Here is a 20,817-nt window from a genome sequence, read left to right on the forward strand (position 1 = left end):
GATCTGGATGCGGAATACCGAGGACGTGCTGAGCTTGTCGACCGATACCGAACGTACTTTTGTAGGGCGCTCTTTTCGTAGCTTCTCTGTTCCGGTAGTTCTGATTTTGGCGTCCGGGCTGCTGCCGATTGCAGGATGCAATCGCGGACACAACGCAGACGTGGTCGCAACGGTGAATGGCCACGCGATCATGCAGACTGATCTGGATAGAGCCTACAAGCTCCAGCTCGGAGACGCGGCCCAGCAACAACAGCCTTCGCAGGAACAAGCGGACTCGCTGCGTCTCAATGTTTTGCGCGAGTTGATCGACGAAGAGATTGTCGAACAGCGTGCCGCGAAGATGAATCTGACTGCTACTAATGAAGAGGTCGATGCGAAGCTGGCCGAGATGAAAGCTCCCTACACGGAGGAGCAGTTTCAGCAGCGTCTCAAAGCAAGCAACCAGACCCTCGACGATGTAAAACATTCGCTGCGCCGCAGCCTAACCATCAATAAGCTGCTCAACAAAGAGATCAACTCCAAGATCACCGTTACTGACGCCGATGTGGCCAGCTACTACAACCAGCACAAGGCCGAATTCAACCTGCTCGAAACCAAATACCATCTGGCCACGATTCAGGTGACCGATCAGCCCTCGTCCCAGCCGGGAAACCTGCAGGGAAGCAAAGCCACCAATGACGTCGAAGCAAAGAAGAAGATTCAAGCCCTGAAGAATCGCCTGGACAGCGGCGAGGACTTCGGCACCATCGCGAGCAACTGGTCTGAGCAACCCCAGACCGCGCCCAACGGCGGAGAAATGGGTTTCATCGACGAGTCGCAACTCCATTCCGATCCGATGGTTTTCGCTGCAGTGACGAAGCTCAAGGCAGGCCAGATCACCGAGATTTTGCCTTTGCTCGATGCCCAGACCAAGAGACCAGCAGGCTATGCGATCTACAAACTCATCTCACGGGATCCCGCCGGACAGCGTGATGTGAACGATCCACGCGTGCAGCAGGCGATCCGGCAGCAGCTTCGTGACGTGCGCTCGCAGCTGCTGAAGAGTGCCTATCTCGAGATGGTGCATGATCAGGCCAAGGTAGAAAACTTCTTCGCCGAACAGATCTTCAAGAACGACGCCCACTAACTCTCCAACTCAATCTCGCCACTCATTCTCTTTGGGAGGGTCTCATGACGCAGTCGCCGGTGCGGTTCGCGATTCTTGGCTTCGGCCACCATGCAGTCAAGCGACTCTTGCCGGCATTTCCCAAATGCGAGCTTGCGACGCTCAGCGGGATGTGGCGAAGGGATCACGCCGCAGCGCTCGAGAACTGCGCCGAGTTCAAAATTCCTCATTGCTTCCGGACGCGCGAGGAGCTTTGCTCTTCGCCCGACGTGGATGCTGTCTTCATCACGTCGCCAGACGCCATGCACCGCGACGATACGTTACTGGCATTGAAGAGCGGAAAGCCTGTGCTCTGCGAGAAGCCGCTGGCGATGAGCGCGGCAGAGGCCGAAGAGATGAACGCCGCCGCCAGGGCAGCGGGATTGCTCTTCGGAGTTGCGCAAAACTTTCGCTATAACCGCAGCCTGGAGTGGATGCGGGATCAGATTGCGGCAGGACGCATCGGTAAGCCGCAGCTCGCGCGTGCAGAGTACTGCTACCCGGCCAACAACTCTTCCCGAAAGTGGATTGTCGACGCGACCCTGGCCTACGGCGGACCCATCGGAGACGTCGGCGTGCACTGCATCGACGCGCTGCGTTTTGTTCTCGGCAACGATGTGGTGAGTGTTAGTACATTGGCCAGGAAGGATGCGTCTTCAGGCGAAGTAGAAGCGGTTGCCTCCCTGCAGATGGAGATGACCGGCGATGTCTTCGCAACCGTGACGACAAGCGCACGTACACCCTACCGCTCGTATGTGGAGGTGAACGGCAGCGACGGTGTGATGTACTCCGAGGGAGGCCTGACCGTCGACCGTCCCGTGCAAATCGTTGTGCGTCGGGGTGCAGACGTAGAGGAGACCGTCACCCTCGACAATGGTGACGGCTACACCCGGATGCTCGATGGCTTTGCTGCCACCCTACGCGGTGGCAACGACTTCGCGGCCACCGGTGAAGACGCCATTCACAATATGCAAGCGCTCGATGCAGCAATGAGGAGTTGGCGGAGTGGAACTCGCGAGCTCCTGTAATCCTGTCACGCAGAATGCTTTGAAAAGAGTGTCCCGGTTCACACCATTGCCAGTGAGACGACCGCACTAGCGCAGAGCAGTAGCAAGCGCCGACGTTCCGCCGTGATGCAGAATGGCGAGATCGCGCTCAGGAGCGGGCGGCATGTATCTCTTGTAGACGCTGACGTGGAAACAAGACTGTTGAAACTCCTCCTCGACGTCGACTTTTCCCTCTTGCACCAACGGAAGAAGGTAGCCGCGAAGCCAGGCGATCTCAGCCAGCGAAAGTCCGTGTTTCGCGATGTCGATCGCCTGCCCGGTGAGATGAGGCGACGCCGTATCTCCCTCGGCAGGTGCAGCGTTGCCATTGATATGCATCAGATGCTGCTGAAACTCGACCGTACGCACTGCGGAATTAACCTGGAGTGGCGTGTGAAACCGTGCGTAGTGAGCGCGAGCCAACGTGGCCAGAAACTGAGCAGTCCAGGGGCGGCAATATCGGCGACTCGTCGGGAGGCGATCGTCCACCTGCAGCGACTCATTCTCAGGCAGCGCAACCAGGAGCCTCTTGTTACGCATGTCGAGAAGATCGTCGTCGTTCTGAATCCGAGATAACCCGTCACGATCCGCAACTTCGTTCTGATGAACGAGGATCTCGTGAGAGCCTTTGAGCGGCGGAGGAACGATCAAGTGCCCACGCTTGTTGTACAGATTCGGCAGAATGACCGGAGTCGAAGCGACCTCTTCGACGCTGGCCAGTTGCGGTTTCTCTGCAGCCGGCCGAACAACACTGATCACAGGAACCGGCTTGGCCACCGAGACAGGCTTCGACGCGGTGGCGGGCTTGCGCGCAGATACCATCGGCGATTGCCGGGTCTCATTGAGTTCTTCAGGACGTGAGGTTCCGTGGATCGCGACCGCCGCCTGGGTCTCCACTGGAGTCGACGTGGCCGCTTTGAGAAAGTCCTCCGACGTCGCCTTCTGCGGCGCAGTCGCCGTCTGCGTAGGCTGCATCGCTCCCGGCGCAGGAGCACTGACAGCATGGCGCAGTCGACGCCGTGAAGGGGCTTGCGCATGCACACGTGCAGTTACAGGAGGATCGACTTTGGGACCAGCATGGTGTTTTGCGCTATGAGCCGCATGCGCCGGCTTCGCACCAGACTTCTGCTTCGTCGGATGCTTCTCCGCCGTAGCAGCAACGGTCTTTTTGTGACCCGAGGGATGATGCGTATGTTTGGCGAGGCAGCTCGCAGAAGATAAAGACAGGGCTGCAAGCGCCAGAAGGGCCGGTATGGGGGCGTTCAAACGCATCATGATTTCGGAGGCGCGGAACGCCAGAGCAATTTCTACGTTAAACGTTGGTGAGAGAACGGGTAAGTGGCGAAGTGGGTTCCGTATACTTATCGATTAACGGGGAGGAATGAATGAAGAGGTTGCCGGTGGGTTTTGGCTTGATCGCCATTGGGTTGATGGGGTGGGGACTGCAACTTGGAACAGCGAATGCCGCAGCGCAGGATGAAGCAGCCACCCCCGAGTTCTACACAACGAAGGTGCAGCCGATCTTCCAGGCGAACTGCTACAGGTGTCACGGCGGAATGAACCATCGCGGTGGCTTGAATATTCAGACGCGCGCAGGAATGCTGAAGGGCGGGCATGAGGGTACCGTGCTGATTCCCGGAGACCCGACCAATAGTTTGCTGGTGCGGCTGATCCGCCATGAGGGGCCGCCGAAGGATCCGATGCCGATGCCGCCCAAGCAGCCAAAGCTCTCCGATGCCGACATCGCCACGGTAGAAAGATGGGTAAAGGCTGGGGCCATCACGCCTGATGACGTGCAGAAGTAAAGGCCCGCATATCCTGTCCTCAAGTTACTGCCGCACATCTCCGGCAGAGACGACCAACTCCTGAAACTGGCCAGCACGGGCCCTCGAACTTCGATCTGCAGCTTATAGCGTGTGGGACGGTGTTGTTCCCGGGCCCGACTTTGGTTGCGCCCTGACGAAGAGGTTCTTGATGCGGCGCCGGAAGTAAAAAAGCACTCCGGAGATCGTCGCACTGATGCCTTGAAACAGGAGAAGACCGGAACCTGGGTCGACGTAGGCGTGTGCCTGCCGCTCGAAGGTAAAGCTGAGCGCAACAATCAGCAACACGGTAACGGCGACAAGTTTGAGAGTATGAGTCATTCTTTGGTTTCCCCTGGGGAGCTGCGCCTCGGCGTGCGCAATCTCTTTTGAAGTGAAGACGTGAAGTGCAGGCAAAAGTTTCGCTGCGATGAATATTTTCATATTACATGGCGCTGAGTCTTTTTTTGCTTGCGTTTCGCCATCGAAAGATCTACAGCGATCCTACGTTGTTACCGACAGCAAAGGTAGGATTTCTGCGTTTAAATTGCCTCAAACAAAATTTGGCGCGGGCCATATCGGAACGGGGTGGCCGAGCCTCCCGCCCCCGACGTCTGGAAGCGATGGGCACGACCTGCAGCTCGAAAAGGCGGTGGGTCTCACAATGCAGCAGCTCGCGAAGCATCCAATTCAGGATCCCGCGAAGCCGCCTGTCGGAGCTATCACAGGAAGTAGAGCCGTTCCTTGGAAGCAGAGCCGTTCCTTCGTCGTCACCGCAGCGCTATACCGACACACCCGCCGCAGTCACCACACCCTTCGCAGCCGATGCAATCTGTCCCATATCCTTTGTCGAAATGGCCATCGCCAGAACGATCACCGAAGACGCGATACTTACCGCCTTGTCGATGTCCTGAAGTTTACTCAGCGCCTTATCCGCTGCTTGGGTAGCCAGCGAAATCTCGCTCACTGCTTGATCGGCATTTGCGAGCGTAAGATTTGCCGCCTGAACAGCGAAGTTCCCCGCAGTAGTCATTAGCGAGTAGACGTAGCCCTGAAGTTGAACAATCAGAGGATCCGTCAGCTTGCTGCCCGCACGGATCGCATCCAGCCGAACCTGCCCGACCTCCACAGCGATGTCATGAAAGGCTTGCGCCAGCGCCGTCATCTGATCATCGGTCAGCGTCGTATCAACAGGCGCCGCTACCGCCTTGGCAACGACCTGCGCCGCAACTGATTTGTAAGTTTTCTTCATGGCTAATTCGACCTCGACTGAATATCTGAGAGCGCCGACTTCAGTGATTCGGCGATCGGCCCAACTTGTTTTGCCACTTCGACCATGCTCATCTTCTTCCCGGCCTCGTCCTTCAGCTTCGCATGCAGTGCCCCCAGATCGTCCATAGCTTTGGCGTAGCTCGCAACGGCGTCCTTGCGAGTCTGCAACGCAGCTTTGTCATGGGCATATTGCCGCTGCACCAGGATGAGATCAAGCCGTTCATTCGGTTGAGCACTGGCCATGGGGCCTTGATAGAAGGTGTCGAGAGCAAGTTTCTCGTTGCCCAGAAGCACGCTGCCATAGTCGCCCGTAATTACCTTCTTGAGCGCCCGCGTAAGCGATTGAACAGCAGCGTCATTGGCAATCACCAGCTGGCCAAGCTGCTTTTCGCGATACCCATGTGTCGCTGCATCCGCTAAAGCCTTCATCAGATTTTGCGCATCATTGCCTGCCGTAATCGCATTCGCAGAGAAAGCTGTGTTTGTGCTGAGAGCAGTTACATTCTCGTCGATCGTTGCGTCGTAACCCAGCGGCTTATTGGAAGAGAGCTTTCCAAGAGCATCGAAGTAGGCGATAAGCGCCTCCTGATCCTTCGCAAGATGATCGGCAAGCTCCTGATACGGTTTGCAGTCCTGTGCCTGCTCTGTCTTCGCCCGTTCAGCTACTGGCGTGTTCTCAAAAAGCGTATTCTGTCTCGCACAGGTCGCTGCGACATCGTTAGAAACCTTCGGCAGCGCGATCCGGGCCTCATCGGATAGTTTTGAGAGACCGGCAGCATCATCAAGATCGACACAGCCATTCAAAGACGCACACAGCGTCACAATCGCGAAGCTTCGCAACCAAAGAGTCCGGCCAAACCTGGGTACTGACACAAACACCTCTTTCCGGGCAGATCGAATGTATGCCAAATTTCTGAACTTTGCGTCCCGAACTGAGCTCTTCATACAGACCGAACTCAAGGCTTCGCAGGTGTCTCAGTATGAACCTGTGCCAGCCACTTCCCACTCTTGGGCTGTCGAACCCAGACAGTGACGGAGTTGTTGTCATTGATCTTCAGAGTGGGATTGTGTTCAGTGCCGCAATTGAAGGTGTTCAGCACGTGATAAGCAGTAAGCGCTGAGTCTGGAGTCAAAATGCGAACCTGCAGATCACGAAGTTCGTAAGACTCCAGCTTGCAATGTTTGAGCGTGATCAGCAGCGTGTCCAGAGCCTGAATATGTTCATCGACCTGAATGAAGTCTGTCGTGAAGAGACCTCGAACGGCCGCGAAGTCGCCTTCAGCCATGGTGGTCCAAAGATTTTGTTCCAGCTTGACGATGTCCACCGGAGCAGGCGGCTGTGGAGTCGTTGTTTGAGCAGGCGCGCTCAAAGCAAAAAGTGAGGCGAGGACGACGGGGAGGAGACGCATGGCAACCATGTTAGCGTCTGCCTCCCTCTTTTGTGGCGGGAGTTAGTTGGTGGCAGCGGGTCTCGTGCCGACATGCCGCACTGCGGCGTCGACGATTGCATAGAGCAGCTGTCCGTGGTCGGTCTTCGCTTTGGCCTTGATATATTCGCCTGTGCGTTTGCCTGCCTCCGCGTTATCGGGCAGAGTCAGACCGCGCGCCTGCGCCGAGATTCCCGCAAGCTGCTGAATGATGTCAAAGAAAGTGGCTTCATTCTTCCCGGCAAGCTGCCAGCAGTCCGACACCGTGCAGGTAAGAATCTGCTCCGTATTCCAGGTGTGGTTGGCGGTGGAGTCCGCGGCAGCCGAAGGTGTGATCGTGGGCGCCGCAGGCTGTTGAGCCGACGCAGTCAGCGTACCCGCAGAGGCCAGAGCGAAACAAAGAGCGAAGCGATGGATCATGCGCATTGGAGGCGTTCCTTTTCGTTCGTAGTTGGAGATCTAGTAGCGGTTATAGTGATTGTCGCGATTATTCTGCGCAGCCTGCCCGACGACAGCCCCAATACCAGCGCCGGCTGCACCGCCGATGATGGTTCCCTTGAGTCCGCCACCGAACACGGCTCCCAGCACCGCTCCGCCGCCCGCGCCAATCAGCGCGCCTTTGCCCGGTCCGATGCCGCCCTGATTGTTGCGGTAGTGGTCGTCATGGTAGTGACGGTCGCGATCGTTATAGTAGTTGCCGCCCCGACCGCCCTGACGCATCCCGCTGTAGTAGGCGTTGTCGTTGTTGTTGTGACGCTGCGCATAACCGGCAGTCCCAAATCCCGGAACCATGCCAGTCGCGATAAGCAGAGGAGCGAGTAGGACCGCATTTCTTATCTTGGTCATTCCAGATTAGATGCCGGATCTTTCTACCGCGTCCGCCAAATCTATTCGTTCAGGCTTTGATTCGCTAAACCCCCACTATCCGTGGGGTTAGGTTCCCACCATCGCCAAAATAGAAACAGTTCCACTAGATTTCGACCATTTACCGTCCCGAAACGTCTCTTCTTACGGTAGCTTTCAAACAGCGGGGTTGGAGGATCAGTGAAGAAATTGATTGGCAACATCTCGGGCATCCTGGTCATAGCAACGGCGCTTACCGCCTCGCCCACACCAGCGCAAACCGCCCCCGCACCCGCCCCGCACAAGCCCAGACCCTCCGCCAAAGCAACCATGGCAGTGTGGTCGCCCGATGTCCAGAAGGCCCTCGGCATCTCCTCCGACGACTTCAAAGCCGACGGCCTCAACAAGCTCACCCAGCCCCAACTCGCAAACCTGATGACCTCAGCCAAGCCCGACCCCAACAAGCATTGGCTCGTCTGCCCAGCCAGCGGAACCGCCCCCATCGGCCAGATCCACGTCCTGGTCACCGTCGCCGGCGATGACTCCACCGGCGCCATCGCCGGCCAGATCCTCCACGCCATCAGCTCCCTCACCGGCGTCCTCATCGTCGACACCCCCGCCGCCGCCGACCGCGCCCTCCACGTCGTCATCCAGGAGCAGACCACCGCCAAGCGCACCATCGGCTTCACCGCCTCCTACCTCACCGCCACCCCCTGCACCGAAGACATCGCCGGCAAGAAGACCGACGTCGAGCTCAAGGGCACACTCGGCACCTACACCGACGCGAAGGGCGCCGGTCTCGCCACCGACCTCGCCGGCATGCTCGATCAGGACCTCCAGCCCCTCCGCAGCGCCACCACCGCCCCTTCCACCCGCTGAGGTTTTTCCTCACACCAATCCGCAACAAATTGCATCTCACGGCGTGGAGGTTTTTGCCATGAAGGCTTTCCCTTGGATTCTCGCCGGTGTTGGAATTGGTGCAATCGTTACCTACGCAGTCCTAACCAGTGAACCAGAGTCCGCCTACGACGCTATCGACGACAACTTAAACGATGCAGCCCGCAAGACATTCGCCTGGGGCACCAAACAGCAGGCCAAAGGCAAGGCTGGCTCTGTAAAAGGTGCCATCAAGCAGGGTGTCGGCAATCTCACCGGCAACCAGAACCTCGCCGACGAGGGCACCGCCGACCGCATCGTCGGAAACGTAAAGGACGCCGCCGGACAAGTCGGTCAGGCCGTAGGACAAACCATCCACGACCTCAATCGCTAAAACGCCCGCTACGTAATCGTATACAGCGGGGCAAACTCCGGAATCCCCGCCGTCTGCCCCGCGATCCAGCGCAGCACATACACCTGTGCCGGATCGGTCAACGAGTGCGTCAGCGCATTCGGCACCACCTCGAAGATCGTGTGCGCCCCCAGATCCCGGTAGTAGTCGATATCCGGCTCAATCATCACGCAGCTCACCCCGCCGATCGTCTTCTTATCGTTCTCATGAAACGTCAGCTGCACGTTCGCCTCGCCAAACTGTATCTGCTTCCAGCTCGACGTCGCCCCCGGATGAAACAGCCCCGGAGCATTCTCCACCGCAAACTGCCCCGCCGCCGCCCCCACCTTCACCTGGTCGATCAGCCTCACATCACACCACCCAAAGAACCGGTCCTGCGCCGGAGCGTACGGCGCATCCCATCGCACCTCTTTGATGTAGTCCAGCGGTGTACCCTGCGACAGCGCGATCTGGCTCATCGCCTCGCCCAAATTCAGTAGGCACGCCAGCGGCTTCTCCGCCTCCACCAGCCCATCATACCGAGCCTCCCCGGCTGCCTCGCTCACATCCCCGCCAAGAAACGGAAACGCACTCTTCGCCGCTGGCCACCGCGCATTCACAAAGCTGAACCCCGGGTCCTTCGCGATCAGCATGATGTCCAGCGTCTTCACATACTGCTCCGAGAGCTTCACCGGCACGAACCCAGCCTGTTGATACCCATCCGCCGAAACCACCACCGTGTAGTCATCGAACAGGTTGTCATAGAAAGGAAGATTGAAGTCCAGCTCAGGCGACTGGAAATCCTGCCGCACCTGCTGCGTCTGTTGCCCATCAACAATCTGCACCAGAAAATTAGCCGGCTTCGAAAACAACTGCCGCGTCCCATCAAAGATCCGAAGCTGTAACTTGCTCGTCTTATCCGCCATAGCTCTCCTTTTCTAAAGGAAACCAAGTTAGCACTTATGGCCGAACTCCGTCGTCACAGTCTCATAAACGAGTCCTAAGCATCAGCGGATAGGGCAACCCCGCCGATCCATACAGAGTCGTACCTATCAGGTGAGTAGTGCGGTAAGGCTGCCCATCTGGAGGTTCTTATGATTTTTCGCAAAAACGCTTTGGCGCATCTAATGCTGGCTGGTGTGCTTTCTCTCAGCGTTGTGCCCGCTGGCTTGGCGCAAGCCACGCAAGACAGTGATGTGAACAGTTGGTCTGCGCCACGCGGCTACGATATGGCTTATCCCGAGAACGGCACCCCCAACATGGTGGCTCGTCAAGGCTATGCTGCAGGCTTCAACCAGGGCCAGGCCGACGTATCGCGCGGCCAGTCGTTCAAGCCCACGGACAACAAGGCATACGCACACGCAAAGATCCCGAAGGGGATGGACAAAGACGCGTTCAAGACAGAGTTTCGTGAAGCCTTCGTGAAGGGATACACCAACGCCTACAAGGGCCAGTAGCACTCGCGAAATACCACAACTTAAAGAAACAACAATGCCCGCTTTCGTGACCACGCAACAGTCGCGAAAGCGGGCATCTCTGTATCAGCTGTTATTTGTGATGACTCAGAGCAGCGCGAACCTTCTCCACATGCGTACCATGCACGCGGATCGCCTCATGCAGTTGATCGCCCGTCACACCAAACTCCTTCGCCCAGTAATGAATATCGGACGACATCTTCGGATTAATCTCCTTCGGATCATGCGGGCCTTTCTCCGGCTCGACGTGTTCCGCATGAGCGGTGCGAACTTTAGACTTCTCAACCTCTTCATGCTCGTGCGGCCGTGCGGGATCTGGATGAGACATGTATTCATTCCCCTTTTTGTGTTCCACAGATTAGATGCGGAAGTGGTGGTGCAGGCACACCCACTACGGAATCCTCTGCGACTTTCGTGGCAAAGTTACGAAGGTGCTACTTGTCTTATGAATGGCGACAGGGTAGCTTTCGTACTGACTTTCAACTTACTGAGACTAGGTCGTACGAAAACATGCGTTACCCCCTTGCTTCACTTTTTTTGGTTCTTTCTGGATTGGGCAATTCAGCCTTAGCGCAACAAAGTGCAGCGCCCGCTGTACCTGTAAGTGATCAAGACAAACCCCGCGTCTACGTAACCGATAGCAATTCATGGTCGACCCAAGGCTCTGCGGGTGGATCTCACGGCTCGTTCGGTGCCAGCTCTTCAGGCGGAGCACGACCGCAGACTGCTGAAATCATCAAAACCTTCGGACAGCGTTGCCCCGAGGTCACCGTCAACAACCGCGCCGACGCAAGCAACTACATCGTTGAGTTGGACCACGAAGGCGGCAAAAGCGTCTTTGCTCATAAAGACAAGATCGCAGTCTTCGTCCAGAAAACAGGCGACTCGATCTTCAGCGAATCAACTCTATCAGTCGGCGGCTCCGTTAAAGATGCCTGCACGGCACTGCTCACTCATTGGTCTGCGCACTCAAGCGAATTGAAGACTCCGCCGAATGGATTCGCTCAGCCCGTTCCCGATGGCGGACACGGTGTTGCGCCATCGTCTGTCGCTTCCGTTCAACAGTCTTCCATCACGGTGGACTCAAGCGTTCCAAACTGTGACATCGAGGTAGACGGAAATTTCATGGGCAACACACCATCGACGTTGACTCTCGCCCCGGGCAAGCACCAGATTGTTGTGAAGAAAGCGGGTTTCCAAGATTGGTCGCGAAGCATGTTGGTGGCGAGCGGCTCTGTGAGACTTAGCGCAGAAATGGTTCAGAAATAGAATTGCCGCCCATCTCGACGAGATAATACGTCGTCAAGATGGGCGGCAACAGAAGAATCAACCCACGCTTCAGAACGCTAGCAGCCGATCAAAGAATGAGCGATAGCGCCGCAACGCCTGTCTCAAATCTTCAGTAGACACGTTATCCCCGCGATCCCATTGATGCTCAAGCTCCGTGCGGGTTGCGCTGAACTGCTCCGAGATCCGCGTCACCAAAGTTGCTACAAGCTCATCCGCCTGTTTCACAGCAGTCCTCGGCTCATCCACAAAACCAATCTGAGCCTTATCCCACTTTGCGCGAAGATCATTCAACTCAGTGGTCGGGAACAGCTGTCCCGGCTGGTCCGATCCGACCGTCGAATCGACCCCTGCAGTGGTCTGTCCGACAGCCGCTCTCTCGTCATACCTGTCGTCTGTCCTTCCCACAACCCGTGGCTCCCGAACGAACACATCATCGCTTTTCTCGGTAGTTCGCCAATCCTCGTCAACAACTCGCTCATCGCGTACAAGATCATCGCGGCGATCATCGATGACCTCCGGTGCAGTCTCCGCCGGATAGATTCTTCTTTCAGAACCCGCCACCCGGTTAGCAACTTCATCTGCCGTCAATCTTGCATCATCACGAATTTCGCCAATCATGCTACCTCCTTATGGGTCGCGGCCGACACGCCCAGTAACTCGTCAAACAGGGAACGAAAGTGCACCATGGCTCTTCGCAGGTCCTCAGTCGTGGACTGGCCCTTCGCATGGCGCAAAACAATGTCGTGTGCATTCCGGTAGTTGCCGACAGTTTCGGGATAATGAACCGAGATATCCTCGGCGCGCCGATCGAACTCACTCATCGGATAGCCCCGCGAGTTCATCACATCCGTCACCAACCGATCCGCCTCATTCACCGCACCTCTGGGATCGTCCACAAACTGCTTCTGGACGAAGGTCCACTGATGGAGGTACCGATCCCGGTCGGCAGTCGGCAGGTCACGCAGCTTCAGCGCCGATACGCGCCGCTCGCGTTCCACAAGAACGTTTTCAGCAAGTCTGGGATCGCCCTGCTGACGTACGACCCGGTCATACTCCGGTCCAAACTTCTCCTTCAGCCGTGCCGAACTGTTGCGCCGGTTATACAAAACCACCGCCACAATCACCAGCAAAGCCACCACAGCAACAATCGCAATCAACACCTTCGGGTCCATAGCTCTTGGGTCCATACTTCACCCCCTTTGCATTCCTTGATGCGGGCGATACCCGACCGCGTTGTGCTGGCCGTGCGTTCATCTGTGGACATCTGTGGATTGTTGGTAGCGCGAAAGCCCTGATCATTCCTGCGAAAACAAGCGTCAACTTCGCGGACAACGCAATGGTCCACCACCGAAGAGTGATTTGTGAGGAAAGATTTTTAGCAGCAAAGAGAAGCTGATTCAGTCTCCCGCAGGAGACTTCACATCGTCAACGACTCCGCGACCGAGCAACAACGCGTGAAGCTTCTCCTCACCCAACACCCGACGAAGCTCCCTGAACCCGAACAGAGGAACGAACGCGCAAAAGATGACCAGAGCCCGCGACACCATGTCCGTCCAGTGGAGACCGTGCATAACCGTCCCCGACGGCTCACCCTTGATGAGCCTCTTCACGAACTCTTCGAGGATATGGAAGACAAGCACAAGCGCCGCAAAGATCAACGACTTGAGCAGAATAGACTGGTACAACGGCCTCTTCTCGTAGCCCCTGCCCACATGCAGCATCTCCCCAATCAGAATCACCTTGCCGATCACCAGCGCATTGATCAGCGCGAAACTATAGTTCAGAACGTCGTTGTCGACGTCGTACTTCTTCAACAGCAGCATCGTGTACGTCACAAGCGCGCAGAAGAAGAACGCCAGGTACGTGGCGATCACCACGAACTCCATAAACTCATGCTTGGCCTTCTGCTTAAAGCCAACCTTTGTCTTCTCGTTGTCGCTCATGGAAGTTCTCCTGCCGCGGCAAACCCCATCACCACAGGGCGCGCGACACCGAATCGAGAGAAGAATAGCAGCCTACCTCAGCCTCATTCCCAAAAAGGGAACAATCAAAAATAAATCCCCAAAACCTGGCGCATTTTTTAAGCTCCAAAAACTGACTGCTTAAACTCCACGTTCACCACGCAATCCACCACGTTCTCACCACCAAATCACCACGAGAAAATGCCCGTTTTTGCCAAAAACCCCAGCAAAAACGGGCACGTCCACCCACAAAATAAAAATACAAAACTACTGCAGCAAAGTTCCCTCTTCCGGCAAAGTCTTAGCCTCCTCCGGAGGAATCACCACAGCCGCCGCCACCTTATCCTGATCCTCAAGATCCAGCAGCTTGACCCCCTGCGTACTTCTTCCAGCGGACCTAACACTCTTAGTATCAATGCGAATGATCTTCCCAAACTGGCTGATCACCATCATCTCCGTAGTATCATCCACCAGCTGAATGCTCGTAACCTTGCCAATCTTGGGCGTTGTCTTCATGTTGATAACCCCTTTACCACCACGAGATTGCAGGCGGTACTGGTCAACGTCGGTCCTCTTCCCAAACCCATTCTCACTCACCGTCAAAACCAGGCAAGGCGTCAAACCCAGCTGTTTATCAAGCTTTTCAAGCTTCGCCGCAACTTCAGCCGAAGCAATCGGCGCCGCAAGTTCCCCAGGCTCGGCAAGTTCCAGCGGCTGCGCCCCGGTCGACTCGGTAGCCTCATCGATCGCCGCCTCCACCTGATCCGTAAGCCCCTTCTGAGCAGCACGTTCGAGCCGAGCCTTATTGCGCGCCTCGTTCGAAGGCGTAACCGCCGCCCCAATCACATAATCGCCCTTCTTCAACGTAATGCCACGATTTCCCGTAGCAGGCCGACCCATCGGGCGTAAGTCCTGCTCATTGAATCGGATAGCCATACCGTCATGCGTCGCCAGGAAGATCACCTGCTCACCATCCGTAACCCGCGCAATGATCAGCTCATCGTCCTTCTCAATGTTGATAGCGATAATCCCTCGTGCCATCACATTCGAAAAGTCCTTCAGTGCAGTCTTCTTCACCGTTCCGTTTCGAGTGGCAAAGAGAATGTACTTGCTCTCTTCTTCGAGATCTCGAACAGGGAGGATGGTCACAACTTTTTCACCCGGCTGCAGCGCGACGAGCGAAGCCATCGCCTTACCCTTACCGGCTGCACCAATGTCGGGAACCTCATACACCTTGAGCCAGTACACGCGCCCGGTGTTGGTGAAGCACAGCAAATACGCGTGCGTAGAGTCGATGATGAGCTGCGCAACAAAATCCTCTTCGCGCGTCTTCATCCCGAGACGCCCGGTTCCACCGCGGCGCTGCTGCCTATAAATAGAGATCGGCGTGCGCTTGAGGTAGCCAGTGTTCGACACCGTCACCGCCACTTGCTCGTCAGTAATGAGGTCTTCAAGCTGGAGTTCGGCCGTCTCATCAATGATCTGCGTGCGGCGAGCATCGCCATACTTGTCGCGGATCTCGGTAAGCTCTTTGACGATCACCTTGCGCAACTTCGCCGGAGAAGCAAGAATTGACTCGAACTCAGTGATGTTGTCGCGGACTTCAGCGAGTTCCTTGAGAAGCTCGTCGATGGAAAGCTGAGTCAGGCGGTAGAGCTGCAGTTCGAGGATAGCGTCAATCTGCTTGTAGCTGAGAATCAGAGTCCCGGTCGTGCTGAACGTCATGTCGACGCCGTATTTAGCGGGATCGAGCGTAACACCGCGAAGCTCAGTTCCGCGAAGGTTGATACGTTTGTTCGAGAAGTAGGAGAACAGATTCTCGCGTGCATCGGCGCGGCTCGAAGACTGACGAATAATCTTGATGACGTTATCGAGGTGGTCAAGCGCGATCTGGTAACCGAGCAGAATGTGTTCGCGGTCGCGGGCCTTCGCGAGAAGAAAGGCCGTCCGGCGACGAACGACTTCGGTACGGTGATCAAGAAAGGCGCGAATCGCCTGATCGAGCGGCAGTTCTTTTGGCTGGCCGTTATGAACGGCCAGGAAGATCATCGAGAACGAATCCTGCATCTGCGTATGTTTGTGCAGCTGATTCAGAACAATCTGGCTCTCTGCACCGCGCTTCAAGCCGATGACGATACGCATGCCGTCACGGTCGGATTCATCACGGAACTCGTCGCGAGCGATGTCGGTGATGACACCCTCGTTGACCAACTCGGCGATGCGTTCGATGAGCTTCGACTTATTAACCTGATAAGGAATCTCAGTGACGATGATCGCTTGACGACCGCCGGAGATATTTTCGATGCTGCACTTCGCTCGCATCATGAAGCGGCCACGGCCCGTGCGGTAAGCATTCGGGATATTCGTCTTGCCGAAGAGATAACCGCCGGTAGGAAAGTCGGGGCCGAGAACATGCTCGAGCACCAGGTCAAGATCAGACCGGTGATCCTGCGGAGACTTTTGCAGTAACGAGATGCAGGCGTTCACGATCTCAGTCAGGTTGTGTGGTGGGATATTAGTCGCCATACCGACAGCGATGCCCGAGCTACCGTTGACGATGAGATTCGGAACGCGCGCCGGCAGAACCGTAGGCTCTAGCGAAGACTCGTCGTAGTTCGGCGAAAAGTCGACTGTGTCGTAGTCGATGTCGGCGAGCATCTCACCGGCGAGCCGCGTCAGCCGGGATTCCGTATAACGCATAGCTGCAGCTGAGTCGCCATCGACCGAGCCAAAGTTCCCTTGGCCATCTACTAATAGGTAGCGAAGCGAAAATGGCTGCGCGAGCCGAACCATCGTGTCGTAGATCGCCGAGTCGCCATGGGGGTGGTAGTTACCCATAACGTGGCCCACCACCTTGGCCGACTTGGTGTACTTCTTGTTGAACTGGAGGCCCATCTCCTGCATGCCATAAAGGATGCGGCGATGAACGGGCTTGAGGCCATCGCGGACATCGGGCAGAGCGCGGCCGATGATGACCGACATCGAGTAGTCGAGATACGATCTCCGCATCTCTTCTTCAATATTGATAGAGAGCATGAACGCGGCGCCGCGGCCCTGAACGGTCGAGCCGTCTGGAGGAGATCCTGCCGGGGGTGGGTTATTTGAATTAGCGTCCTGCGGGGAGGGTGCGTTGGGGTTCTTCGGGTCCTGCGGAAACAGATCGTCAGCCATGGTGTACTTCCATGATAAATGCTTGATTTGGCTGGGTAAAGCCGCTCCCTGAGAACCAAATCTTGGACATCAGCTAGACGCAGAAAATGCGGGACTTAGAGGCTATCTAGTCCAAACTTTTAAGGCAACAAAAAAGGGACAGGCTTTTTGGCCTGTCCCTTATGTCTTTTATCGAGCGTTCTCTTAGAAGTAGAGTTTGCCAGATAGTTGAACGGTGCGAGCGTTGTTAAGGAAGACCTTTCCAGGCTGATTGAAGAAGCCACTCCCCGCCGTCTGGAAGTTGATGTAGGTTGTTGTGTTGGAAGTTTGATTGACGTTGTTTACCGTGCCCGGGGTGTACTGAGCATGATTTAGGACGTTGTAGGCCTGAGCGCCAAACTCAATCGAATAGCGCTCACGGAACGTAACCCGCTTGAGAAGCGACATGTCAAAGTTATTGATGGGTCGCGTCGGCAGCGTATTGCGTGCGCCATTCGGTAAACTACCTTTCCCGCCAGCGATGTAGTAAGCATTCGGGTCGTCGGCCACGTAGCCCACGATGTTAGCGGTGCAAGTGGTTAGTTCGGTGCCCGGGGTGCAGAGGCTATCAAGGTTGGTAGCATGTTGAGCAGAAACCGTGCTCGAAGTTCCCTTCACTCCGTTCGGGTTGATGATGGTACGGTCGATAGCGGTGCTGTCGCCGTTCAGGTTGGAGTTGATGCCGGATAGTACGGTGGCATATTCAGGCGATTCATAGGTGTAGATCGGGGCAATCGTCCAGTTGCCAACTACATTCCTTAAGAGGAATGAGTGTGCATGCTTATAAAGCTGCAAATCGTACACAGCTTCGAGGGAGATACGGTTCGTACGATCAAGAGCCGAGCGGCTATAGTCGGCCGCTACGTTCTGCGAGTTTTGCGGTCGACGCGGAGTGAGCGTGGTCGCGAAGACCTCGGCCGTCGCATCGTCCATCGTCTTGCTGTATGTGTACGAGAAGTTGGTTTGCAAACCCGCAGTAAACTGCCGGGTCACGTTTGCGACCAGCGCGTTGTAGTTAGAGCTGGAGTAAGGCTGGTACGAAGTGATTTTGCTCGTGAAGCCCGCAGCGAGGAAGGCGGGAACAATGTTGGACAACGTGTTGATTTGTGCCAGAGTGCTGGCGCCAACCGGAGCTATAACTGAAGTGCCGCCTGACAAAGATGTAGGAAGAGCATTAGAGGCATTCACACGGGGTTGGACGTTGAGTTGATCCTGAGTCGGCAGGTGGATGCCGCGGGTTCCGACGTATCCGATCTCCGCAGTGTAGTTCTTCGCAAAAGTGCGTTGGATGGTGAGGGTGTAGGTCTCAGCATATGGCACCGACTGGTTGGGAATGAAAGCTGCAGTAGCCCCACGCTGGTCAGCAAGTCCTGCGGGCGTGTTCGGGAACACCAGGATCCCGCCGTTACCCGGAGGAAGGCCGCCGTTCGCGAGAAAGTTAGGATCGCCTGGTTGAGGATTTCCAACGTTACCCACATCGTTTGTCGCCGAGTACTGAGGTGGGAACGAGAGAGTACCCAGGTTGTCGAAGAGGACGTCGTACGACAAGCCGAAACCCGCGCGGATCGAGGTCTTGTCGTCTGGAGCGAAGTTCACACCAAAGCGAGGTGCAAAGCTCCCATAGGCTGGCTTTGGCTCGGCGAAGGAGATGAGACCAGGAACGGAAGCCGCTACATTCAACGATTGAGCGCGCTCACCGACCGGGACCGACGTGAACTCGTACCGCAGTCCACCGTTAAGAGTGACCCGCGGGCTGACGCGCCAGGTGTCGTTGACATAGCCGTAGAGAGCTGTCTGGTCACCGTAGTAGGTAAGGTTTCCAGTTGAACGCTCTCCAAAGCTGGTAGGCGCTAAATCCTGTAGAAACTCTGACAGGTTATTCCATTCGTAGTCGCCTCGAGCACGTTGAGTGAAACCCTGCGGAGAGATGTACTTTCTGCCATCAAATCCAATCTTGATGGTGTGCTTGCCTTTGACGTAGCTGACATTGTCAACAACTTGATAGAGGTTCTGAATCGTGAACTGTGGAGCGTTCGGATCGGGACCAAGGTTTACGAATCCTTGATCGTCGAAGGTCAGGTTCGGGAATTGATCCAGTCCTGGATAGCTGAAGTTTCCAGCGGTGAGAGTGTTGGAGTAGCGGTTGAAACCGATACGGAACTCGTTGGTGAGGTTTGGGGTGAAGGTGTGGAATTCGCTCAGAGCAACTAGCTGATAACGGAATGGCTGTTGCGTGAAGAAGATTGGAAATGGGATCGTGTTTGCGGCAGTGTCCGTATCGGAAAGCCGATTGTAGATATAACGTCCGCGGAAGCTATCCTTATTGGAAATGGTGTAATCGACGCTTGTCGTTAGCACGTCGAAATTTGAGGGAGCACCTGCTGTGCTCTGATAATTCCCCAGGGGAATATTGGTTGTTGATCCTGAGACGGCAGAGTTTACCGTCAGAAACTGGGCCCCAGTAGATTCACTGCCGCATGCAACGTCTGCCGAAGCATCGATGCCTGTTCCATTAGGACCCGACGTCGTCGCCGCAGGGGTGTACTTCAGGTATTGTGCAACGTTGTTTGCGTTTAGACCATAAGGAGTAGCAATCGACTGGAGAGCTGTAAGACCGGCCCCAGTTGGAACGCACGAGAAAATCGCTGGATTTTGCCCTACCGAGTTCCGCTCGTAATTAGCGAAAAAGAAGAGTTTGTCCTTCAAAATCGGGCCGCCAACCTGTCCACCATAACGGTTATTGTCATAACGCGGGTTGATGGCGGGCTTGCCGCCTTCGGTTCCGCTTTCGGCGTTCAAGTTCCGGTTCTGGAAATACTCATAGATGCGTCCGTGAAACTTGTTGGTTCCGGACAGCACGTCGGTATTGAACTGACCTCCAGAAGAGTGACCGAATTCTGGGGAAAACTGATTAGTGATTAGAGTGAAACTCTCTACCGAATCGTTGGGCACATAGATGAGAGGACCAGTAACAGCCTTGTTGTTATTGTCGACGCCTTCAATGGTGAAGTTATTATTCCGCGGACGCTGTCCACCGATCGAGGGGCCGATCCCAATACCAATACCGCCGCTCGATGCTACTCCAGGGCTCAAGAGCGATGCATTCAAAACCCCAAAACCAGTCGAACCACCCGATGCAGTCGACGGCAGATCAGTAAGCTCCACATTGCTAAAAGTCTGTGTCAGGTTCGTGCTGGTCGTGTCGAGAACCGCCCCGGCCTGCGCCGAAACTTCCACAGTGGTGCTCGCGCCGATCGACAGGCTTACATTGGTCGTAGCCGTCTTATTGAGCTCAACTTCGACACCGAGCAGCGTGAACGGCTGAAAGCCAGCGGAGTTGACGACAACGTCGTACTTGCCGGGAAGAAGATTACCGGCACGAAATTCGCCCGCCGACCCAGCCTTAACCGTAGTGGCCACGCCGGTGCTTTCATTCGTAACCGTGACGGTTGCATTTGGGATGGTGGCTCCCGTGGGATCCTTTACTATACCGACCAGATCGCCACTTGTGGTCTGACCATATATAGATGGCGCGGTTAGAAGGAGTGCGAAGAGAGCAACTGCGAAAAGGGATATCCCTTTCGCGAAAAGACGCGACTGAGGAAACTCATTGAATTTCATCGGTATAACTCCGAACTGAAGGGATGCAATCCTAAAAGCAAGTGGAGTACCAAAACGGATCGATCCGGTGTCGAGTCGAATCATAGAGTTGCGGCTGAGCAAAGTTAATATTCTATGAAAATAGGTATTCGACATCCGTTTGGCCCGTCGATAGACCGGCTCCAGCTCGAACCCGGGCGTGTAGGTTTTAGCCGGGAGTGGATGGCCCCATCTGCGAGACCTTTATTCCCCCGGACTCACCGGCCATCCCCTGCACCCACCTCCGGTTACCTGGTAACCGCCTTTGAAGCTTTTTGCGTGCCCAAACCCCCGAGCGAACCCCAACCAAAAGGGACGGAGATCTGTCTCAATCCAGTTTTCGGGAGAAGAAATTCTCTATTCCATAAAACAGGATCCTCACAAGGGGTGACTTATCAGCCATGTCGCAGAAAAAATCCTTGGTTTAGCTGGCTTTTCGAGTCAGTGAAATTTCTATTTGCA

21 protein-coding genes are annotated in these 20,817 nt (G+C 55.8%); 7 read left to right on the forward strand and 14 right to left on the reverse strand.

Annotated elements, in window-relative coordinates; translation table 11 throughout:
* Positions 1-7 precede the first annotated feature (7 nt).
* Positions 8-1,126 carry a SurA N-terminal domain-containing protein gene (locus HDF14_RS05475; RefSeq protein ID WP_183974315.1) on the forward strand — a complete coding sequence of 373 codons (1,119 nt, stop codon included), beginning with the start codon at positions 8-10 and terminating at the stop codon, positions 1,124-1,126.
* Positions 1,127-1,170: 44 nt separating this feature from the next.
* Positions 1,171-2,172 (forward strand): Gfo/Idh/MocA family protein, encoded by a 1,002-nt coding sequence (locus HDF14_RS05480; protein ID WP_183974317.1) that lies wholly within the window; start codon positions 1,171-1,173, stop codon positions 2,170-2,172.
* Between the two features lie 66 nt (positions 2,173-2,238).
* Here the strand turns inward: HDF14_RS05480 and HDF14_RS05485 are convergent, their stop codons facing one another.
* Complete coding sequence (locus HDF14_RS05485) at positions 2,239-3,465, reverse strand: DUF5715 family protein (protein WP_183974319.1); 1,227 nt, start codon at positions 3,463-3,465, stop codon at positions 2,239-2,241.
* Positions 3,466-3,575: 110 nt separating this feature from the next.
* Here HDF14_RS05485 and HDF14_RS05490 point away from each other — a divergent pair, with 110 nt between their 5' ends.
* On the forward strand, positions 3,576-3,995 hold the full coding sequence (locus HDF14_RS05490; protein WP_183974321.1) for a c-type cytochrome domain-containing protein: 420 nt from the start codon (positions 3,576-3,578) through the stop codon (positions 3,993-3,995).
* Positions 3,996-4,097: 102 nt separating this feature from the next.
* On the opposite strand, the gene HDF14_RS05495 is transcribed toward HDF14_RS05490, so the two are convergent.
* From HDF14_RS05495 to HDF14_RS05520, 6 genes are all read right to left on the reverse strand, one after another.
* Positions 4,098-4,334: a hypothetical protein gene (locus HDF14_RS05495; protein WP_183974323.1), complete on the reverse strand. Its 237-nt coding sequence runs from the start codon at positions 4,332-4,334 to the stop codon at positions 4,098-4,100.
* Positions 4,335-4,773: 439 nt separating this feature from the next.
* Positions 4,774-5,244: a hypothetical protein gene (locus tag HDF14_RS05500; protein ID WP_183974325.1), complete on the reverse strand. Its 471-nt coding sequence runs from the start codon at positions 5,242-5,244 to the stop codon at positions 4,774-4,776.
* A 2-nt stretch (positions 5,245-5,246) separates the two neighbouring features.
* The gene (locus tag HDF14_RS05505; RefSeq protein WP_183974327.1) at positions 5,247-6,137 is read right to left on the reverse strand and encodes a hypothetical protein; all 891 of its coding nucleotides are present in this window, start codon (positions 6,135-6,137) and stop codon (positions 5,247-5,249) included.
* 83 nt (positions 6,138-6,220) lie between these two features.
* On the reverse strand, positions 6,221-6,682 hold the full coding sequence (locus tag HDF14_RS05510) for a nuclear transport factor 2 family protein (protein WP_183974329.1): 462 nt from the start codon (positions 6,680-6,682) through the stop codon (positions 6,221-6,223).
* 33 nt (positions 6,683-6,715) lie between these two features.
* Entirely contained in the window at positions 6,716-7,117 is a 402-nt protein-coding gene (locus tag HDF14_RS05515; RefSeq protein WP_183974331.1) for a hypothetical protein, read from the reverse strand.
* Positions 7,118-7,150: 33 nt separating this feature from the next.
* The gene (locus HDF14_RS05520) at positions 7,151-7,537 is read right to left on the reverse strand and encodes a hypothetical protein (RefSeq protein WP_183974333.1); all 387 of its coding nucleotides are present in this window, start codon (positions 7,535-7,537) and stop codon (positions 7,151-7,153) included.
* 198 nt (positions 7,538-7,735) lie between these two features.
* On the opposite strand from HDF14_RS05520, the gene HDF14_RS05525 reads away from it, so the two are divergent.
* Both HDF14_RS05525 and HDF14_RS05530 read left to right on the forward strand, forming a co-directional pair.
* On the forward strand, positions 7,736-8,413 hold the full coding sequence (locus HDF14_RS05525; protein ID WP_183974335.1) for a hypothetical protein: 678 nt from the start codon (positions 7,736-7,738) through the stop codon (positions 8,411-8,413).
* Positions 8,414-8,471: 58 nt separating this feature from the next.
* Complete coding sequence (locus HDF14_RS05530) at positions 8,472-8,804, forward strand: CsbD family protein (RefSeq protein ID WP_183974337.1); 333 nt, start codon at positions 8,472-8,474, stop codon at positions 8,802-8,804.
* Between the two features lie 8 nt (positions 8,805-8,812).
* Here HDF14_RS05530 and HDF14_RS05535 read toward each other — a convergent pair whose 3' ends face one another.
* Positions 8,813-9,727, reverse strand: a complete 915-nt coding sequence (locus HDF14_RS05535) for a hypothetical protein (protein WP_183974338.1) — start codon at positions 9,725-9,727, stop codon at positions 8,813-8,815.
* A 168-nt stretch (positions 9,728-9,895) separates the two neighbouring features.
* Between HDF14_RS05535 and HDF14_RS05540 the strand changes: the two genes are divergently transcribed.
* The gene (locus HDF14_RS05540) at positions 9,896-10,258 is read left to right on the forward strand and encodes a hypothetical protein (RefSeq protein WP_183974339.1); all 363 of its coding nucleotides are present in this window, start codon (positions 9,896-9,898) and stop codon (positions 10,256-10,258) included.
* A gap of 91 nt (positions 10,259-10,349) precedes the next feature.
* Here the strand turns inward: HDF14_RS05540 and HDF14_RS05545 are convergent, their stop codons facing one another.
* Complete coding sequence (locus tag HDF14_RS05545) at positions 10,350-10,604, reverse strand: DUF3606 domain-containing protein (RefSeq protein WP_183974340.1); 255 nt, start codon at positions 10,602-10,604, stop codon at positions 10,350-10,352.
* 182 nt (positions 10,605-10,786) lie between these two features.
* On the opposite strand from HDF14_RS05545, the gene HDF14_RS05550 reads away from it, so the two are divergent.
* A complete protein-coding gene (locus tag HDF14_RS05550; RefSeq protein WP_183974341.1) occupies positions 10,787-11,545 on the forward strand; it encodes a PEGA domain-containing protein in 759 nt (252 codons plus the stop codon).
* A 69-nt stretch (positions 11,546-11,614) separates the two neighbouring features.
* Here HDF14_RS05550 and HDF14_RS05555 read toward each other — a convergent pair whose 3' ends face one another.
* The 5 genes from HDF14_RS05555 to HDF14_RS05575 form a co-directional block, all read right to left on the reverse strand.
* On the reverse strand, positions 11,615-12,184 hold the full coding sequence (locus HDF14_RS05555; RefSeq protein ID WP_183974342.1) for a hypothetical protein: 570 nt from the start codon (positions 12,182-12,184) through the stop codon (positions 11,615-11,617).
* Positions 12,181-12,753, reverse strand: a complete 573-nt coding sequence (locus tag HDF14_RS05560; protein ID WP_260698040.1) for a hypothetical protein — start codon at positions 12,751-12,753, stop codon at positions 12,181-12,183. Before HDF14_RS05560 ends, HDF14_RS05555 begins: the two co-directional genes overlap by 4 nt.
* Positions 12,754-12,963: 210 nt before the next feature.
* A complete protein-coding gene (locus HDF14_RS05565; RefSeq protein ID WP_183974343.1) occupies positions 12,964-13,509 on the reverse strand; it encodes a hypothetical protein in 546 nt (181 codons plus the stop codon).
* A 285-nt stretch (positions 13,510-13,794) separates the two neighbouring features.
* On the reverse strand, positions 13,795-16,698 hold the full coding sequence (gene gyrA, locus HDF14_RS05570; RefSeq protein WP_183974345.1) for a DNA gyrase subunit A: 2,904 nt from the start codon (positions 16,696-16,698) through the stop codon (positions 13,795-13,797).
* Between the two features lie 183 nt (positions 16,699-16,881).
* On the reverse strand, positions 16,882-20,337 hold the full coding sequence (locus HDF14_RS05575; protein WP_183974347.1) for a TonB-dependent receptor: 3,456 nt from the start codon (positions 20,335-20,337) through the stop codon (positions 16,882-16,884).
* Positions 20,338-20,817 lie beyond the last annotated feature (480 nt).

The organism is Tunturiibacter gelidiferens, from assembly GCF_014201335.1.
GTDB lineage: Bacteria > Acidobacteriota > Terriglobia > Terriglobales > Acidobacteriaceae > Edaphobacter > Edaphobacter lichenicola_E.

Bases quoted from the DNA above. Each gene is read 5' to 3' on its own strand.
- HDF14_RS05475 (WP_183974315.1), top strand. From the start codon at position 8: ATGCGGAATACCGAGGACGTGCTGAGCTTGTCGACCGATACCGAACGT.
- HDF14_RS05495 (WP_183974323.1), bottom strand. From the start codon at position 4,334: ATGACTCATACTCTCAAACTTGTCGCCGTTACCGTGTTGCTGATTGTT.
- HDF14_RS05555 (WP_183974342.1), bottom strand. From the start codon at position 12,184: ATGATTGGCGAAATTCGTGATGATGCAAGATTGACGGCAGATGAAGTT.
- HDF14_RS05575 (WP_183974347.1), bottom strand. From the start codon at position 20,337: ATGAAATTCAATGAGTTTCCTCAGTCGCGTCTTTTCGCGAAAGGGATA.
- HDF14_RS05530 (WP_183974337.1), top strand. From the start codon at position 8,472: ATGAAGGCTTTCCCTTGGATTCTCGCCGGTGTTGGAATTGGTGCAATC.
- HDF14_RS05500 (WP_183974325.1), bottom strand. From the start codon at position 5,244: ATGAAGAAAACTTACAAATCAGTTGCGGCGCAGGTCGTTGCCAAGGCG.
- HDF14_RS05490 (WP_183974321.1), top strand. From the start codon at position 3,576: ATGAAGAGGTTGCCGGTGGGTTTTGGCTTGATCGCCATTGGGTTGATG.
- HDF14_RS05515 (WP_183974331.1), bottom strand. From the start codon at position 7,117: ATGCGCATGATCCATCGCTTCGCTCTTTGTTTCGCTCTGGCCTCTGCG.
- HDF14_RS05480 (WP_183974317.1), top strand. From the start codon at position 1,171: ATGACGCAGTCGCCGGTGCGGTTCGCGATTCTTGGCTTCGGCCACCAT.
- HDF14_RS05560 (WP_260698040.1), bottom strand. From the start codon at position 12,753: ATGGACCCAAGAGCTATGGACCCGAAGGTGTTGATTGCGATTGTTGCT.
- HDF14_RS05510 (WP_183974329.1), bottom strand. From the start codon at position 6,682: ATGGTTGCCATGCGTCTCCTCCCCGTCGTCCTCGCCTCACTTTTTGCT.
- HDF14_RS05540 (WP_183974339.1), top strand. From the start codon at position 9,896: ATGATTTTTCGCAAAAACGCTTTGGCGCATCTAATGCTGGCTGGTGTG.
- HDF14_RS05545 (WP_183974340.1), bottom strand. From the start codon at position 10,604: ATGTCTCATCCAGATCCCGCACGGCCGCACGAGCATGAAGAGGTTGAG.
- gyrA (WP_183974345.1), bottom strand. From the start codon at position 16,698: ATGGCTGACGATCTGTTTCCGCAGGACCCGAAGAACCCCAACGCACCC.
- HDF14_RS05550 (WP_183974341.1), top strand. From the start codon at position 10,787: ATGCGTTACCCCCTTGCTTCACTTTTTTTGGTTCTTTCTGGATTGGGC.
- HDF14_RS05535 (WP_183974338.1), bottom strand. From the start codon at position 9,727: ATGGCGGATAAGACGAGCAAGTTACAGCTTCGGATCTTTGATGGGACG.
- HDF14_RS05565 (WP_183974343.1), bottom strand. From the start codon at position 13,509: ATGAGCGACAACGAGAAGACAAAGGTTGGCTTTAAGCAGAAGGCCAAG.
- HDF14_RS05485 (WP_183974319.1), bottom strand. From the start codon at position 3,465: ATGATGCGTTTGAACGCCCCCATACCGGCCCTTCTGGCGCTTGCAGCC.
- HDF14_RS05520 (WP_183974333.1), bottom strand. From the start codon at position 7,537: ATGACCAAGATAAGAAATGCGGTCCTACTCGCTCCTCTGCTTATCGCG.